This window comes from Microcystis sp. M015S2 (assembly GCF_020245945.1).
Taxonomy (GTDB): Bacteria; Cyanobacteriota; Cyanobacteriia; order Cyanobacteriales; family Microcystaceae; genus Microcystis.
This window is the reverse complement of the sequence record NZ_JADBTX010000132.1, coordinates 1-17,439: the sequence shown is the minus strand read 5'-3', so window position 1 is coordinate 17,439 and position 17,439 is coordinate 1. Positions and strand designations below refer to the sequence as shown.

The window sequence follows — 17,439 nt, the reverse complement described above, 5'->3', positions numbered from 1 at the left end:
CTTTAGTTGTCTCCGATAATTTCAAGGACTCGACGAATATAAACAGATTTTACTTTTTTATTATGAACAGGTATGATCAAAATAATATCATTTCTTTTAAAAATGTGATGGCTACCTGTAATTCTATCAAGGGAAAACCCTTCTAATTCTAGCAGTTGACAAATATCGTTGAATCTTGCGTTATTAGGACTATTCTTGAGTAGTTCTAGTAGTTTATCCCTTTTAGACACGAGTGAATGGCATTCAACAATGAGCTTGAGCAGAAATCCATTTTAACCCAAAGGGAGAAAACTTTTAACAATACACTTGTTCTAACATAGCGGTAGTGAGAGATTTTTGGCCGTGATAATAGAGACGACGATTGAGACAACCGATCGATTTAACATAGGTAGATAGGGTTCCTAGATCGTGGGAAATAATTAAAATGGTCATCCACTCATTCAATTCTTGCAACAGGGAAAAAATACTAGCACGCATTTGGGGATCGACACTAGCAGTGGGTTCATCTAAAATCAAGAGACGGGGTTCTACCGCTAAAGCGCGAGCGATATAAACCCGTTGGCGCTGTCCCCCCGAAAGTTCAGCAATCGACCTTTTTTTCAACGCTAACATTCCCACACTATCTAAAGCTTTATCTACCCTTACCTCATCTTTTTTACTATAGCCTTGCCAGAGTTTTTTGCTGCTCAATCTCCCCATTTTCACCACCTCACCCACAGTGATGGGAAATGAGCGATCGCATTCGACAAACTGCGGCACATAACCGACTAATTCCCGACCTTTTTCGACACTTTGCCCCAAAATACTGACTTCTCCCCGCCAAGGTTTAATTAATCCCAGTAAAACCTTAAGGAGGGTAGTTTTTCCTCCTCCATTCGGGCCGATAATTCCCAGGAAATCTAATTCTTCAATGGTTAAATTAATATCTTCGAGGATAGGTTCCTGTTCGTAGCCGGCCCAGAGATTATTAATGGTAATGATCGTTGACATATACAAACAATTACTGATTTAAAACTGTGGCCATTTTTTGGGAAACTTGTCGCAGGTTTTCACTCCAATTTTCATCAAAGGCACTGATAGGGATTACCTGTCCACCAATTTCCCTAGCAATAGTTTCGGCACTTTTCTGACTAAATTCTGGTTGAGTAAAAATAACTTTAATATTCTCTTTTTTTGCCTGTTTGATTAGTTGACTTAACTGGGCAGCACTCGGTTCATTACCGTCGATTTCGATCGCAATCATCTCTAAACCGTAATCTTGGGCAAAATAGCCCCATTCGGGATGAAATACCATAAATTTTTTGTTTTTAATCCCTGCCAAGTTTTGCCGAATTTCTTGATCTAATGCGTCTAATTCCTGACTGAATTTTTCAAAGTTAGCCCGATAGATGGCTTCCTGACCGGGATCGAGTTGTGCTAGGGTTTGATAAATAGTCTCTGCTTGTGCTTTGACTCGTTTTGGTGATAACCAAATATGGGGATCTAGGGTGTTTTTTCCAGCTTGCTCTGTTTTTGCCTTGGCATGATCCTGATCGTGATTATGATCATGGTCATGATCGTGATTATGTTCTGCTGTCAAAGGGATTTTATCTACTCCTTGACTGGTATCGACGATTAACATCTGCTGGTTAACACTGTTTAAGCGATCTTTCCAGGCATCCTCTAAGGATACACCGATTTTAAAGTAGGCTTGCGATTGGGCTGTGGTTTTTAATTGTTCGGGTTTTGGTTCATAGGTGTGGGGATCTGTCCCGGGTTGAATCATGGCATTAACACTGACTCTATCACCGCCGATGCGTTTGACGAAATATTCCTGCGGTACGATACTCACTGTCACCTGTAAGGGTGTCTTTGCTTCCTCTTCCTTGACCGAGGAATCGCTACAAGCTGTTAAGCTGGCTATAGTCAGGGTTAAAGCGATCGCTGTTAACTGGAAATTTTTACCCATCGGATTAACTGAGTCTGATTATGATTCTGATCTTATCACAGTCGGTGAGAATCGTTATCATTCTGAAAATATTGTGGTATAGATGCACTGGTTTTTCGTCCTTCGATCTTTCGCTCCCAATTAAAAAATTTTCTCTTGCTAACTAACGCTTGACATGATATTATATAAATAATGGAAAATCCGTGCGCCTACGACCCCCCTCTGGTCAAGTCAAATAAAGCCCAAAAAAATTAACCCCAAAAAGTAGTGGGTAAACTGGAAACTGATACTCGTTAAGACTGTGCCGGAGCAGGGATAGGAAGCCTGAGCATTTGTACTAAAACTCTCAAGAGACAGTTTAAATTCAGGAGATCTCAACTAAAGCTTGCTGAATAAATCTAAAAACCGTGTTGGGTAAGACTTTTAGACTTTTTGGGAAATCAAAAAGTACCGGACATGGGAGTGATCGGGGGGAAAATTAAGTAATTGACCCCCTCAAAATCGGTAAAACCCTACACCCCAGACCCCACACCCCACACCCTGTCCCCACGAAAAACTTTTTGCCGCAAACCCTAACTAAAAACCGAGCGCCGATCACTAAAAAATGACTTTTGCCTCCGTTATTCGCAACATTGAAAAATCGCCTTTAACTGCCGAACTTATCCAAAAACTGGAGAAAAATGGCAATTTAACCCTAACTGGTCTTGCCCGCTTACCGAAAGGATTAATAAGCACAGCTTTCGCCCGTTGTCAAGGAAAAAATCTTTTAATTATCTGTGCCAATCTGGAGGAAGCGGCACGTTGGGCGGCACAATTAGAAGCGATGACGTGGAAAGGTGTTTTCTTTTATCCCACCTCGGAAGCTTGCCCCTACGAGACATTTAATCGGGAATCCGAGATGATTTGGGGACAGATGCAGGTATTATCGGCAATCAGTCATCAAGATGCCGGAATGGCGATCGTTACCACCGAAAAGGCCCTGCAGCCCCATTTACCCCCTAGAGAGGTTTTCGAGAAATATAGCGATAATTTTGCGGTAGGAACGGTTATAGAAGGCAAAAACCTCGATCTAACCCTAGCTAGATTAGGATATGAACGGGTTTCACTGGTAGAAACCGAAGGGCAATGGAGTCGTCGCGGCGATATCGTTGATATTTTCCCAGTTTCGGCCGAATTACCGGTCAGGTTAGAATTTTTCGGCGATGAATTGGAAAAATTGCGAGAATTTGACCCTGCCACCCAAAGATCCCTCGATTCTATCCCCAATCTGCTTCTTACTCCCACTAGCTTCGCGGCGATGATTGCCCCTTCTCTTCCCCCCACAGTGGCCGATTATCTCGGGGCCGAAGATCGAGAAAAATTGGCTAATGGCATTTATCCAGAGGGAATTGAGCGATTTTTAGGCTTGTCCTTCCGTCAACCTGCCTCTTTATTGGATTATCTCCCCGAAAATACTCTTATTGCCTTTGATGAACTGGAAAGCTGTCAAGCTAGAAGCGATCGCTGGATAGAATATATTGGGGAACGCTGGCAAGAGATAGAACCAGCTTTACCGAAAATTCACCGTTCTTTTGGCGAATCTCTGCAAATATCGGTCAAATTTCCCCATCTCTACCTCTCGGAAATAGACGATCACCTCTCCGAAAATAGTCTTAATCTCTCCAGTCGTCCGATTCCCACCAGTCCGGGGCAATTCGCCAAACTAGCGGAAATTTTAAGGGGAAAAAGAGAGATTTATAGCGGTATTAAAGTAAATAAGTATGCTACATGGTTAATATCTGCCCAACCCTCCCGCACAGTCTCGTTATTACAGGAACACGACTGTCCAGCGCAATTTATCCCCAATCCCCTTGATTTTGGGGCGATCGAGCGCTTAATCATTCAAAACACCGCTACAGCCCTAAAATACTCAGGATTAGCTGAATTAGAAGGTTTTATCCTCCCCACCTATCGCATAGTCGTCGTTACTGATCGAGAGTTCTTCGGGCAACATCTTTTAAATACTGCTGGTTACGTCCGCAAACGTCGGCAAGCAGCCTCGGTACAGGTGGACGTGAACAAACTCCGTCCCCTCGATTTTGTAGTACATAGACACCATGGCATCGGACAGTTTATCAAACTAGAAAAGCAGGAAAGCACAATTAGCGGAGTAGTGCAAGGTCGAGATTATCTAGTTATTAAGTATGCCGATGGATTATTGCGGGTTCCTGCCGATTCTGTTGATAATCTCTCCCGTTATCGTCATACAGGTAATCAAGAGCCTGAATTACACAAAATCTCTGGCAAAGCGTGGGAAGCGACGAAAGCTCGCGTCAGGAAGTCGGTTAAGAAGTTAGCGGTTGATTTAATCAATATTTACGCCCAACGTGCCAAAAAATCGGGTTTTGCCTATCCGATGGATAATCCCTGGCAGCGGGAGTTAGAGGATTCTTTTCCCTACCAACCCACTGCTGATCAACTGAAAGCGATACAGGATGTGAAACGGGATTTAGAAAGCGATCGCCCGATGGATCGATTAGTCTGTGGGGATGTGGGTTTTGGTAAGACAGAAGTGGCGATTCGTGCTATTTTTAAAGCTGTCACCACGGGTCATAAACAGGTGGCTTTATTAGCACCAACAACGATTTTAACCCAACAACATTATCACACCCTAAAAGAACGTTTTGCCCCCTATCCCATCAACGTGGGTTTATTAAATCGTTTTCGCACCAATTCCGAGAAAAAAGATATCGTCCAGCGCTTGAAAACGGGGGAATTGGATATAGTGGTGGGGACGCAGTTGTTATTGAGTAAAGCGGTGGAGTTTAAAGATTTAGGATTATTGGTAATTGATGAAGAACAGCGTTTTGGTGTCAACCAAAAGGAAAAAATTAAGGCTTTTAAAAGTAATATTGATGTGTTAACCTTGAGTGCGACACCGATTCCCCGGACTCTTTATATGTCCCTTTCTGGGGTGCGAGAAATGAGTTTAATTACCACACCTCCCCCCTCTCGTCGTCCCATCCAAACCCACCTTTCCAGTTATAATTCTGATGTGATTAGAACGGCAATTCGCAATGAATTGGATCGGGGGGGACAGATTTTTTATGTAGTACCCAGAATCGAGGGAATTGAAGAAAAAGCGGCAGCAATTCAAGGGATGATTCCTGGTGCTAGAATTGCCATCGGCCACGGTCGTATGGATGAGTCCGAATTAGAGACCACCATGTTAGCATTTAATAATGGGGAAGCGGATATCTTAGTCTGTACGACTATTGTGGAGTCGGGGTTAGATATTCCCAGAGTTAACACGATTATCATTGAAGATGCCCAAAAATTCGGTTTAGCGCAACTCTATCAACTGCGAGGACGGGTGGGGCGATCGGGAGTACAAGCGCACGCTTGGTTACTTTATCCAGCCAAGGCAGAACTAACAGAAACCGCTCGGGAAAGATTAAAGGCAATTCAAGAATTTACCCAGTTAGGATCGGGGTATCAATTAGCGACTAGGGATCTGGAAATTCGCGGTGCGGGTAACTTATTAGGTGCGGAACAATCGGGACAAATGGAAGCGATCGGTTTTGATCTATATATGGAAATGTTACAGGAAGCTTTGCGGGAAATTCAAGGTCAAGAAATTCCTCAAGTGGAGGATACCCAAATCGATCTGAAATTGACGGCATTTATTCCTAATGATTATATATCCGATCTGGAGCAGAAAATGGATATCTATCGGGCGATCGCTACTGCTAATTCTCAGAAAACTTTAGGACAAATTGCCGCCGATTTAGTCGATAGATACGGGGCAATTCCTGCACCGGTGGCACAATTATTTAAGGTAATCGAGTTAAAACATCTGGCTAAGTCCCTCGGTTTTTCGCGAATTAAACCCGATGGAAAACAGCATATTATCCTAGAAACTCCCATGGAAGAGCCAGCGTGGAAATTATTACAAGAACACCTACCCCAACATATACAATCACGCTTTGTTTATAGTCCCAAACAGGTGACGGTTAGGGGTTTAGGAGCGGTAAAACCACCACAGCAGTTAGATAGTTTATTGGAGTGGTTAGCTAAGTGTAAAGATGGTTTACCGATGGGGAATTAGACTAAATCCTGTTTAAAAAGTATAAGAGAGTGGGAATTATCAATTATCAATTATCAATTATGAACTGGGGAGTGGGAATTATCAATTATCAATTATGAACTGGGGAGAAGATAATTATTAATTATCAATTATCAATTATGAACTGGGGAGTGGGAATTATCAATTATCAATTATGAACTGGGGAGTGGGAATTATCAATTATCAATTATGAATTATCAATTATGAACTGGGGAGCAGGGGAGAAGATAATCAATAAAAGTAATCTCCTGAATTCAGAATCCTGACTCCTATGCTCTGTTATAAAAAGCACCTCATAGATATGAGGTGCTTTGGGGACGGAGAGAGAGGGATTCGAACCCTCGTTAAAGTTACCCCTAAACAGCATTTCCAGTGCTGCGCCTTCAACCGCTCGGCCATCTCTCCAATTGAGGTCACGATCATCAATCCTACAGCAAATGCTGCCGATCTGTCAAATTATTTTTTGATGGGAAACGCTGTCACCTGTCTGGGGTCCCCACTGTAAGACTTTTCAAGCACATCCTAGATATTGATTTAAGATTGCGGCCGTAGCTAGACCAGTTTTTTGCCAACTAAACTCATCGGCCCGTTTTTTGCCTAGATAACTTAATTTTGAGTGTAATTGTCGATCTTGAGCGATAATTTTTAGGGCATCGGCTAGGGCCTCGACTCGATAGGGATCGATTAAAATTGCCGCTGTTGCCGTGACTTCGGGCAAAGATGACAAATTTGAGGTGATGACCGGTGTACCGCAGGCCATAGCCTCTAAAACGGGCAATCCGAAGCCTTCCCAGAGACTGGGGAAGACTAAAGCAGTGGCTTGACTGATCACTTTGGGCAGCTCATCGTAGGGGATATAATCGAGAAATTTAATCCGATCGCTGACTGCCAATTCTCGCGCTTGTTGTTGTAAATTGGGGGTATAACGGCGATCGAAGCTGCCGGCAATCCAAAGATGATAATCTGTTAAATCTGGGGGCAGTTGGGCAAAAGCGGCGATTAAACGCGGTAAATTTTTATAGGGATTGGGACGACCCAGATAGAGAAAATAGGGATGCTCTGGCTTATTATCTTCAATAGGGCGAAAGTGATGATGATCGTAGGCTAGGAGAATAGAAGTAATTTTATCGGCGGGAATTTGATAATATTCAGTGATATCTTTGGCCGTTGCCTGAGAGTTACAAATAATATGTTTTGCCTGTTGTAATACCTGCGGCACATAATAACGGAAATAGTGGGTTAAGGGGGAAGTAAAACTGGGAAACCGCAGGGGAATTAAATCGTGGACCATGACGACAAAGCGACAGGGAGAATTTATCGGCGCTTCCGGAAGGGGAGAAAAGAGTAAATTGGCCTTTAATTGTCGGTAAATTGACGGTAACTGCCATTGAGTCCAGAGTAAGCGTTTTAAATGACCTTTCGCTCCTCGATCGGGGCCGAGACCCTTGGGGATAGAATAACAGTTAAAGTCGGGATAACTATTAGCTGTTAGTAGGGTTGGTTCTAAATTTTTCAGGTAGGGTAAGAGGTTAAGAATGTAGGTACTGATTCCTGTGGGTTGGGGAAAAAGTACCGAGAGATTAATTAATAGGTTATGCTGTGTATTCACTAATTACCCTGTTGATATTTGCTGAGGATTTCTGAGATATATTGGTAGCCTTCCAGTCCAATAGATTTAATCAGGGAGGAACGTTCCAGACTGAAAGTCTGTTCAAAAGCTGCGATATTTTTACCACGAATAACCGTTAATAGACTAGCAGCTTGTCGCCATTCTACTGCACCGATTTCGTGTAGCCAATACATTCCTAGAGAACCCATATAAATTGCCTGTTCAAAATTCTTGTCTTGATAGTAAGCTTCGCCTAAATAAGTTAGTAATAAACCTTGCAGATATACATCTCCGTAGTATTTGGCCGATTCTAATCCTTGTAGGAAAATATTAATCGCCTCTTGGGTTCTTTCAAGGACAAGATATGCTAAACCTAAACTGCTACAACAAAGGGATTTACTCTGCCAATCTTGGAGACTTTCCGCTAACTTTAATCCCTGCTGTAAATACTCAATCGAACTTTGATAAATTTCTGGATCATATCTCTCTAACTGTTGCGCTTCCTGTACCTGACTATAACCCAAATTAGCTAAAGCGTTAGCCTGTCCTAAACTATTACCCTGTTGACGACTTAAAATTAAAGCTCTCTGACTTAAATTAATCGCTTCTGCATAGTTTTTTTGGATAGCATTGAGACGAGATAAATGGTTTAAATTAGCTATTTCACAAGCAGAGTCCTGCTGTTGACGAGCAATTTCTAAAGCTTGTTGATGACATTCTCTGGCCTGTGGATAGTCGCCGCGAATGCGATTAGAATAGGCAATTAAAGTTAAAATTCTCGCCTTTTCTCCCGTACCTTCCACATAACGCAGAGGAATTGATAAATAATCTAATGCCTCCTTGAGATAACTGCCAGAAAAGGCGGCAAAAATTCCCCCGTATAAAGGAAAATAATCCCGTTGAGCAAAGGTTCTCAGAATTTGTAAAGCCATCTGAAAACAGCCGCGACTATAGAGGGAATTTTTACTAACTTGCTCGAAACTATTGGTTAACAGCGACCAAATTAAAGCAAAGGTGAGAAAGGTAGAAATGGATAATTTAGCTCCTAATTTTTCGCTATAGATACGCTGATCAAAAAAGTTAATTAGTCCCCTTTGGATATATTGAAAAACAATAGCAGTTTCTACCCAATCGGTTAAAGTTAAATCCTGAGTAATAGAATCAAAAGCTTGTTGATTAGCTAAACTTTCTAAGACTCGTTTTAACCAAGAGGGATTAACTTTACTTGCCCAAATTTGCCAGGGTGTCACTCGCTCATTATCATTAGTAAAACCAAGATTGCGATTTTGTTCGTAGAGCCAACTGGTGAGATAACTCGATAAATTTGACCAAGTATTTAACCCCAGATTAATCCCCGTGGCAATTTGCCATAAATCCGCTTCTCCCCGCTGCTGAGCAACTGTCTGTAAATGCTTGGCTAACTGTTGTAATTGTTCTAGGGTTAAAGCATTACTTTGATTGGGATCAATTAAATTTACTAAAGTCAGTAAACGATCCTCTCGATCGATTTTTACCAGATTATCGATCGCCGCTGCAGTGAGAGAATTTTGCTGATTGGTTTTTTGGTATTTTTCCCATTCACTTTCGATCGTTTCCAAGGCCCGCAAAACCCTAGTGGCTTTAATTTTTGTTTCTAACTGTGAGCGAGTAACGATCATTTTTTCGGTTAAACAACGCTCAAAAATTTCTCCTGTGCCATTTTTTACTCCCTCGGACAAAAGGTTATAAACCTGGGATTTAGCTCTAATTTTTCCTTCTAGAGTTAGATTGACAATGCGCTCAATTAGTGCCTTATAAGTTTGGTTGAAGTTATCTCTATTTTCTGTCATAGGGTTTTTTTTCAGTAATCAGTAAACAGTAATCAGTAATCAGTGAAAAGACAGTAGGAAACTTCTAAGCTGTACTGAATTTAAACTGCGTAGGGGAAATTTTAGTACAAATGCTCAAGCTCCCTCTCCCTGCTCCCAACTCCGGTGCAGTCTTAACGAGTAATTTAGATAGTCAGCAGCTTATCAGTTATCAGATGTGAGTTTTTAGTTCACCGACTACTTTTTGGGGTTAATTTTTTGGGGTTTTATTTGACTTGAAAAGAGGGGGGTCGCAGGCTGGCACGGATTCCCATTATATAAGAAATTATCTGTCAAGTCGTGGGGTTTTGTCAAGCTTTTTTGGAAAAAAAAATTAACCGATAGTCTTAACGAGTAATTTAGATAGTCAACAGCTGATTTAATGCGGCATACTTAAAACTTAAAACTTAAAACTCAAATCTGATAACTGATAACTGATCACTGATCACTGATTCAAGACTGACTGCCGTTGATCAAAGTAATTACCGTCACTTCGGGGGGACAAAAAAGACGACCGGGAAAATAGGTTCCTAAGCCTCGATTCACATATAATTGATTGTCCCCGACTCGATGAAATCCCTCGGACCATTGCCAGTATCGGACTACTCTGCTAAACTGCCGGTGAAGGGGAACCCATTGACGATATGGATCGGGCAGCGAGCGCCTAAATTCCTCTAAAATTATCGGTAGGGAACCGATACCGGGGATAGTCACCTGGCCTCCGTGGGTATGACCGGATAACTGCAAATCCACGCGCCAATCCTTTAAAATCATAGCTGTATCGGGATTGTGGGAAAGGACGAGTCTGGGTATATCCGGAGAAATTTGCTCGAGGATTTGCGGTAAAAATTCCCCGGACCAATAATCGGCCAATCCAACGATGGGAAAATTTTCGCCGTAGGGTGTGACGATTTCATTCCAGAGTACCCGAATTCCCACGCTAGTTAAGGCCGATCTGACCGTTTCCCTTGCGTTGGGAAGATAACTGTCATGATTTCCTAAACAAGCATAAATACCCCCTTGACTTTTGAGAGCTTTTATGCTCTCGACTAGGGCAAAAATTGGTTGGGGACTATAGGTAATAAAATCCCCCGTCAGGAAGATGAGATCGGGTTTTTCTTGATTAGTAATGGCGATCGCTTCTTGCAGGACAGCTACAGGCAAATGCTGTGCATCGCAGTGCAGATCTGACCACTGTACCAACTTGATCCCTTGCAGAGCTGCCGGTAGGCCAGCAATTGCGATCGTTAATCTTTCTACCTGTAAGGATTCTAGCCAAAAGGGTCGCATCGGTGAGCCGTTGTCGGTGAGCAGTTACCAGTCTATCAATTCCCGATGGGGTTGCTGGGGGATGCTTCCGCAAACATCCGCCTCTTAACGATTAGCCTGGAAATTTATCGATAATTCTCTCCATAGCGGCCTCGACGTTGGCACGACTATTAAAAGCCGACAGCCGGAAATAACCCTCTCCGGCGGCCCCAAAGCCAGATCCGGGGGTTCCCACCACATTACAGGTATGTAGCAGTTTATCGAAGAAATCCCAACTTGATAGACCTTGGGGCGTTTTTACCCAAACGTAGGGCGCATTTACGCCGCCATGGACTTCTAAACCGGCGGCGGTTAATTTTTCTCGGATAATTGTTGCATTTTGTAAATAAAACTTGACAAGTTCTTGTACTTGTGATCGTCCTTCCAGGGAATAAACCGCCTCGGCCCCCCGTTGGACAATGTAGGAAACGCCGTTAAATTTGGTCGATTGCCGACGATTCCAGAGTTTCCAGAGTTGCACATCAGTGCCGTCGGCAGCTTTGGCCATCAGACTTTGGGGAACCACGGTTAAAGCGCAACGGGTCCCAGTAAAACCGGCATTTTTAGAAAAAGAGCGAAATTCGATCGCACATTGCCGCGCCCCCTCGATTTCATAGATGGAATGGGGTAAACTGGCATCGGTGATAAAGGCCTCGTAGGCTGCATCAAAAAAGATAATCGATCCGTTGGCCCTAGCATAATTAACCCAAGCTGTCAAGTGTTCTTTGGTAGCGGTGGCCCCGGTGGGATTATTGGGAAAACAGAGATAGATTAAATCGACTTTTTCCGCCGGAATCTGGGCAGTAAAGTTATTTTCGGCGGTAATTGGCAGATAAATCAAGCCCTCGTATTCGCCGCGGTCGTTGACCTCTCCCGTGTGTCCGGCCATAACATTAGTATCAACGTAAACGGGATATACTGGGTCAGTTACGGCGATCGAGTTATTATCCCCAAAAATATCGAGAATATTGCCCGTATCGCACTTAGAACCGTCAGAAATAAAGATTTCATCGGCACTTATATCACAGCCGCGAGCCTGAAAATCATGGACGGCGATTTTCTCCCTTAACCAAGCATAACCCTGTTCCGGCCCGTAACCCTTAAAGCTAGAGCGATCGCCCATTTCCTGCACCGCTTTGATCATGGCCTCGCGACAAGCTAGGGGCAAAGGTTCGGTGACATCGCCAATCCCCAGACGGATAATATTAGCATCAGGATTGGCTGCCGCAAAAGCTTGGACTCGTCGGGCAATTTCCGGGAAAAGATAACCCGCTTTTAGTTTTAAGTAATTACTGTTAATGGTTGCCATAATTATTATTCTCGTTTCAGTCGCAACCTTTAATTCTATAATAGTCGGTCATCAGCCGTCAGTTTCGATCGCCCTCCTTCACGCAGTAGGATTGCGTGTAGGCGGTTGTCTTTCGATATACAATCAGAGAAAAACCTCTTAATAACTGACATTAGTATGGGTGAATCAAAACGTCGTCAATCGGCCCTGGGTGATAAATATGGACAGGAAGAAAATATCCTGCCTTGGCTACCAATTACCAAAAGTCAAGCATCCCAAGCTTACAAGTTAACCACTAGGGGTGCCTGGATTGGTATAGGAGTTTTAGCTGGGGTTTGGGTAGTTATTCGTTTTGTCGGGCCGGCCTTCGGTTGGTGGAATGTCCAATAACCGGTTAAAGCTGCATCAGTTATCAGTTATCAGTTATCAGTTATCAGTAAAAAACTCCCCACCAGAAAATTAATTTTATTGGTTTGCCAAGATCTGGTCATCGATCGCCAAGTCTATTTCTTGCTGATCGCGACCGGAAGGGAGATAATCATTCTGGAAGGAGTCTGTTAAACCACTGACGAGATCATATTCGGGCTGCCAGTTTAACTCCCGGGTAGCTTTATTAATATCAGCGTAGAAATGTTGAACCCGCAGGGGGAAAGGTTTCTTTTTGCCGAAGTCAAATTTTTTGGGGTTATAGTTAACAATCTCGATTTCCTCGGCATTTTTCCCCATGGCTGCCGCGCAAGCTTTTGCTAAACCGTTAAAAGTTACATAGCGATCGCCTGAAATATTATACACTTGACCGATAGCCTGAGAATTACCCAATACTGCGGCCATGGCTCGGGCCAGATCGACAACGTGACCAAATTGGGTAAAATGTTCCCCATGACCGGGTATAGGAATAGGACGATTACGAACCAAACGGTCAAAAAACCAAGCTTCTAGGTCATTATAGTTGCCCGGTCCGTAGATATAAACCGGACGGATAGAAGTCCAGGGTAAACCCATCTCGCTTAAGTAGTTTTCTGTCTCGTGTTTTCCCTTGTGGCGACTTTTGGGATCTAGTTTATCCCCTTCTTTATGGGGCATTTGGTCGGATTTTAGATAAACCCCCGCCGAGCTAACATAGACAAAATGCCCGATTCTGTCCCTAAAAATCTCGACGAGGGGCTGAGTATCACTTAATTCTCTGCCATTATTATCGAAAATTGCCTCAAAACTCTCATTTTTAAGCTTTTCTTTCAGTTGCGCTGGGTCGGTGCGATCGCCGTGGATCTGTCGTACTCCAGCAACCGGAGCGGGTTTATTGCCACGATTGAATAATACTACCTCATGACCCTGTTCTACTAACACTTTAGTCAAAGAAACACCGATAAATCGGGTTCCACCCATAATTAAAATTTTCATAGTCGCCATTGTCAATATCAAGGTTATATTATCCCTCGATCGGTGCAGTTTGTGGCTTGTTAGTTGTGAAGAGAGGGATGAACCACAAAGGCACAAAGGACACAGAGAGTAACTAGCGATCGATTAATCAAACTTATCATACGAAGGACAAGAGAGCCGTCTGAATTGGCGAGGTTTAGATAAAATAAAGGTAATTAGTCAACAGAGGAGGTCAAAATTATGACTTTAGCCAAGGTAAAAAATCTTTATGATCAAGATTTTGCTTTGTGGATAGAGAAAACGGTTAAGGACTTAAAATCTGGGGATTTATCTCAAGTTGATTTAGAGAATTTGATTGAGGAGGTGGAATCTTTGGGGAAAAGTCAACGCAAAGCGGTCGATAATTTTTTAACTCGTTTATTAGAACATTTATTAAAACGTTGTTATGTGGTTCTTCCCGATTGTTATCGGGGGTGGGAAATTGAAATTAGAAATTTTCGCAAGGAGTTGAAGAAAGAATTTAAGTATTCTCCTAGTTTGAAAAGGTTTATGATCGAGATTTTAGAGGAATGTTATCGAGAAGCTTTAGAAGCGGTGAAAGAGGATTATCCAGACTCTAATTTTCCCGATGTTTGTCCTTTTTCTAAGGATATTGATCGCTTATTAAATCATAAGTTTTGGCAGGATGAAAAATACGCTAACCCCTAATCCTTCGGGGGAATTGCCATCACTTGATTATCGCCGAACACAACCAATTTGCCGCCCAATTTTTCGATATTTTCCTTGGCTAACCTGCGGGTTTCTTCGTCTTGGCTATTTATCCAGACTAACATCCAGGCACCAACTCTGGGAGCGCGACTATCGGGATTAGTTTCTAAAAATTTTACTGTTCCCCTGGCGGATTTTTCGATAAATTCATTACCAGCAATTTTCGCCCAATCGGCAGCCATTTGATGCGATTTTTTTGCCGCAGGAATATCGCCTAAAAATAATAGTTCATCCACTCCTTTATATAACCAAATAAAATAGGCATCGGTGACATCAGGAGTGAGTTTTGATAAACCCTTATTCATAATCTCAATTGTTCTTTCGGGTTTGCCAGCATTCAGGGAAGAAGCGACGGACATCATCAAATAGGCACGGACAAATTTCGGGTCATTTTTAGTGACAATCTCCATAAAATCGGGACTTAAACTGTAACCAGTTTCCCCACGAGCATCCCCATCGCCATAATATTGAATAAACTGTAACATTGACCAATTGGCTAACATATTGTCAAAGCCAAAAGCTGGCATATTTTTTAATAACTCAACCCTAGCATTTTCTAGGCGAGATTCTTGACTATAATTTCTTTCTAATAACTTTTCTTTGGTCAAGGTTTTCACCTTTTCCTGTTGCATTTCGACAATAGCCATGATTAGCCCACCGATGACGGCAACTAAACCAAGAGTTTTAAGTAGGGATAAATTGAGCGATTTTTTTGCGCCTAGCATAGATTTAAACGAAAGTCAATAACATTAACAAAAATAAAAGGTTTTATTTTAGAGACTGTTCGTAAATGAATATTAAGCGGGAAACTGACCACTTTGATTAACCTCCCTATTGTTGAGAAGTAAATCCCATTGAGAGAGTTTGTCCATATTTGAAAAACTTATTGGCATGGAGTAATTTTAACTCCCTTGATCACCCAAGAAGTAAACTTGACAATGGATTTAAGGTAATGGATTTGCCTACGGAGGCGATCATGGATTAATTACCCGGCTGAGGCAATGATGGAACCTCAATGCTATCGGGACTACTACAACCAGCCTCACCGGTCACAAAAACATTATCTTGTAAAGGACTTTTAGCCTCACAGATAACGAGCAATAAGCGCCCGTCTGGCATCAGTCGGACTCCCCCTGCATAGTTTTTAATATCATTATCAAATTCAAGCTTTGCCACCGCTTGATAGGAAGATAGAGTATTATTGGGAGTAAGAGTAGGAGGGATCCCGGAGGGGGTATTGTAATCGATAAAAGTATAATATCTAGCGTTGTTAATGCCATTAATGGGTAATTGATTTAAGCTGGCAAAAGTACCATTTTCGTAGCGATAAGCCTGTTGGGCGCGATTGATTTGTCCCAGTATCGCCAGTGCTTCTGCTTGCCTAGCTTTCGAGACTTGCCTTAATAGATTCGGTAAACCGACGGCAGCGAGGACTCCTAATATAATCACCACTACTAGCAATTCTACTAAAGTAAAACCCCTCGCTTTTTTCCCTTGTGATTTAATTGCTAAAAAAAGAAGGTATTTCATGGTTAAGCCCTGGCAATATTGACTATATTTTTCTAGTTGGGCTTTGGAGATTTTAGCTATCAGCTTCTGAAAGCAATAGGCAAGGGACTCCAAGAAAGAATCTGGCAATTCCCTTACCTAAAAAGAAGGTCAGTACGTCAAGGCTTTCAGCTTCACAAATTAGGTTTGAGATTCAGCCCTTGTTATCAGAGGTGAGTTTTTAGTTCACTGTTTACTGATAAAATCCCATCCCCAAAATAACCAAGAGCGCAGATTTTGCAAGAGAATATTTCCCTGTCACCTTCCGCTAAGGTGTGATTAAGATTGAGTTATGAAATTGCGATTGTCAGATAAGTATGCAACCGCAACCCTCATACTTTTCTAGACTAGGATTACTGGACCGGACGAGCAACACTAGCAGCAGCACAAGCTGCGGCCGCAGTAGCACTACCCGGTGTAGTTAAATCACCTGGGGTTAGGGCAGCCGTACTGGCGGCAGTGGCCTGTTCACAGACAACAGCAGAAAAAGTTCCACCAGTGGTTTGACCGACGGCAGCTCCGTATTCGAGAATATCGTTCTCATAGGTTGACTGAGGGGCCATATGTGCCTCGGCACCGTTAGCAGTGGGAGTACCGGTGATAGTGGCAGCGCTGGGCTGTGCATAGTAGATGGTGGTAAACTGAACGGGTAACTGAGATACAGCACCAAAGGTTGTGTTTTCCAAGCGGTAAACCTGTTGGGCGCGGTTAACGACACCGAGGGCGGTGCGAGCTTCAGCTTGTCTGCCTTTGGCCACCTGACCGAGGAGGTTGGGGAGAGCGATGGCGGCCAGTACACCGATGATGATAACAACCACTAGGAGTTCGATGAGGGTGAAACCTTTGTTACCGTTCTTCTTGTTGAGAGCTTGGATGAGTTTGAATTTGAAAGCGGAGTTCATAGCTGTGTTCCTGATGGATGTTTTCTTGTCTGTAATCAATTTACCCATTTGTTTCAAAAAACCTATCACCCTTGGGAAAAATTTTTTTTGGGGTGGTGGGGTGGTGGGGTGGTGGGGAAGTAACTGTTTCTCAGGGTAACTTCTAGGGATTGGGGAAAAAACCAAAAAGTTTAGCAGCACCTCCCAAGACAGCGACCACCAAAGCGATGAGAATCCCCCGGTTGGTAAATTCCTGATAAGCAACCCGTACCGTTAATCCCTCGATTTTCTCGTCTAATACTTTAGTATCGCCTTTTAAATCAGCTTGGCCTATCTCCAGTTTCGTCAAGCGCTCATCTACCTTGTCAAATCTCTCATCTACCTTGTCAAATCTCTCATCTACCTTGTCAAATCTCTCATTCATCCGTTTTTCCAGGGAGTCGATTTTCTCATCCATCCGTTTTTCCAGGGAGTCGATTTTCTCATCCATCCGTTTTTCCAGGGAGTCGATTTTACTCTCAATCCTTGTCAGGACGGATTCTAGGGAATAGGTGACAGTTTCGTTAGACATTTTGCTATACTCCTATAGATTCTTGAGTTTTTTATCGTTCTCAGGGAAGTGACTGTTTCTCAGGGGAACTTCTAGGGATTGGGGAAAAAACCAAAAAGTTTAGCAGCACCTCCCAAGACAGCAACCACCAAAGCGATGAGAATCCCCCGGTTGGTAAATTCCTGATAAGCAACCCGTACCGTTAATCCCTCGATTTTCTCGTCTAAT

15 protein-coding genes, 1 tRNA gene and 1 pseudogene are annotated in these 17,439 nt (G+C 42.8%); 4 read left to right on the top strand and 13 right to left on the bottom strand.

The genetic code is table 11. The annotated features are described in order from the left end of the window. Positions 1 to 2: 2 nt before the first annotated feature. The 3 genes from IM473_RS21315 to IM473_RS21305 all read right to left on the bottom strand — a co-directional run bounded on the left by IM473_RS21315 (position 3) and on the right by IM473_RS21305 (position 1,948). Positions 3 to 230: a type II toxin-antitoxin system HicA family toxin gene (locus IM473_RS21315; protein ID WP_271937630.1), complete on the bottom strand. Its 228-nt coding sequence runs from the start codon at positions 228 to 230 to the stop codon at positions 3 to 5. A 64-nt stretch (positions 231 to 294) separates the two neighbouring features. Continuing rightward, a complete protein-coding gene (locus tag IM473_RS21310) occupies positions 295 to 990 on the bottom strand; it encodes a metal ABC transporter ATP-binding protein (protein WP_002744560.1) in 696 nt (231 codons plus the stop codon). A 10-nt stretch (positions 991 to 1,000) separates the two neighbouring features. Further along, positions 1,001 to 1,948 (bottom strand): metal ABC transporter solute-binding protein, Zn/Mn family, encoded by a 948-nt coding sequence (locus IM473_RS21305; protein WP_287659094.1) that lies wholly within the window; start codon positions 1,946 to 1,948, stop codon positions 1,001 to 1,003. Between the two features lie 583 nt (positions 1,949 to 2,531). Here IM473_RS21305 and mfd point away from each other — a divergent pair. Continuing rightward, positions 2,532 to 6,014, top strand: coding sequence for a transcription-repair coupling factor (mfd, locus tag IM473_RS21300; protein ID WP_287659093.1), 3,483 nt, complete (start codon positions 2,532 to 2,534; stop codon positions 6,012 to 6,014). Positions 6,015 to 6,350: 336 nt separating this feature from the next. Here mfd and IM473_RS21295 read toward each other — a convergent pair. From IM473_RS21295 to IM473_RS21275, 5 genes are all read right to left on the bottom strand, one after another. Further along, positions 6,351 to 6,437, bottom strand: a tRNA-Ser gene (locus tag IM473_RS21295). 106 nt (positions 6,438 to 6,543) lie between these two features. Beyond that, complete coding sequence (locus IM473_RS21290) at positions 6,544 to 7,641, bottom strand: glycosyltransferase family 4 protein (RefSeq protein WP_287659092.1); 1,098 nt, start codon at positions 7,639 to 7,641, stop codon at positions 6,544 to 6,546. Continuing rightward, positions 7,641 to 9,470 carry a tetratricopeptide repeat protein gene (locus IM473_RS21285; RefSeq protein WP_287659091.1) on the bottom strand — a complete coding sequence of 610 codons (1,830 nt, stop codon included), beginning with the start codon at positions 9,468 to 9,470 and terminating at the stop codon, positions 7,641 to 7,643. Before IM473_RS21285 ends, IM473_RS21290 begins: the two co-directional genes overlap by 1 nt. 471 nt (positions 9,471 to 9,941) lie before the next feature. Next, the gene (locus tag IM473_RS21280; protein WP_287659090.1) at positions 9,942 to 10,778 is read right to left on the bottom strand and encodes a metallophosphoesterase; all 837 of its coding nucleotides are present in this window, start codon (positions 10,776 to 10,778) and stop codon (positions 9,942 to 9,944) included. Positions 10,779 to 10,869: 91 nt separating this feature from the next. Then, complete coding sequence (locus IM473_RS21275) at positions 10,870 to 12,105, bottom strand: LL-diaminopimelate aminotransferase (protein WP_287659089.1); 1,236 nt, start codon at positions 12,103 to 12,105, stop codon at positions 10,870 to 10,872. Between the two features lie 156 nt (positions 12,106 to 12,261). Between IM473_RS21275 and IM473_RS21270 the strand changes: the two genes are divergently transcribed. After that, complete coding sequence (locus tag IM473_RS21270; RefSeq protein ID WP_002759416.1) at positions 12,262 to 12,474, top strand: DUF2839 domain-containing protein; 213 nt, start codon at positions 12,262 to 12,264, stop codon at positions 12,472 to 12,474. Positions 12,475 to 12,549: 75 nt separating this feature from the next. Here the strand turns inward: IM473_RS21270 and IM473_RS21265 are convergent, their stop codons facing one another. Continuing rightward, positions 12,550 to 13,485 (bottom strand): NAD-dependent epimerase/dehydratase family protein, encoded by a 936-nt coding sequence (locus IM473_RS21265; protein WP_287659088.1) that lies wholly within the window; start codon positions 13,483 to 13,485, stop codon positions 12,550 to 12,552. A gap of 219 nt (positions 13,486 to 13,704) precedes the next feature. Between IM473_RS21265 and IM473_RS21260 the strand changes: the two genes are divergently transcribed. Beyond that, entirely contained in the window at positions 13,705 to 14,172 is a 468-nt protein-coding gene (locus IM473_RS21260; protein WP_287659087.1) for a DUF29 domain-containing protein, read from the top strand. Here the strand turns inward: IM473_RS21260 and IM473_RS21255 are convergent. After that, on the bottom strand, positions 14,169 to 14,957 hold the full coding sequence (locus IM473_RS21255; RefSeq protein ID WP_287659086.1) for a hypothetical protein: 789 nt from the start codon (positions 14,955 to 14,957) through the stop codon (positions 14,169 to 14,171). The two genes, IM473_RS21260 and IM473_RS21255, sit on opposite strands and share 4 nt — an antisense overlap. A gap of 101 nt (positions 14,958 to 15,058) precedes the next feature. Here IM473_RS21255 and IM473_RS21250 point away from each other — a divergent pair. After that, positions 15,059 to 15,166, top strand: a pseudogene (locus IM473_RS21250) (IS630-like element ISMae27 family transposase); the annotation flags it as partial. A gap of 47 nt (positions 15,167 to 15,213) precedes the next feature. Here IM473_RS21250 and IM473_RS21245 read toward each other — a convergent pair. From IM473_RS21245 to IM473_RS21235, 3 genes are all read right to left on the bottom strand, one after another. Further along, positions 15,214 to 15,762, bottom strand: a complete 549-nt coding sequence (locus IM473_RS21245) for a type IV pilin protein (RefSeq protein ID WP_287659085.1) — start codon at positions 15,760 to 15,762, stop codon at positions 15,214 to 15,216. 371 nt (positions 15,763 to 16,133) lie between these two features. Then, positions 16,134 to 16,682 carry a type IV pilin protein gene (locus tag IM473_RS21240; RefSeq protein ID WP_287659084.1) on the bottom strand — a complete coding sequence of 183 codons (549 nt, stop codon included), beginning with the start codon at positions 16,680 to 16,682 and terminating at the stop codon, positions 16,134 to 16,136. Positions 16,683 to 16,824: 142 nt separating this feature from the next. After that, positions 16,825 to 17,232: a DUF4164 family protein gene (locus IM473_RS21235; protein ID WP_287690554.1), complete on the bottom strand. Its 408-nt coding sequence runs from the start codon at positions 17,230 to 17,232 to the stop codon at positions 16,825 to 16,827. Between the last annotated feature and the right edge of the window lie 207 nt (positions 17,233 to 17,439).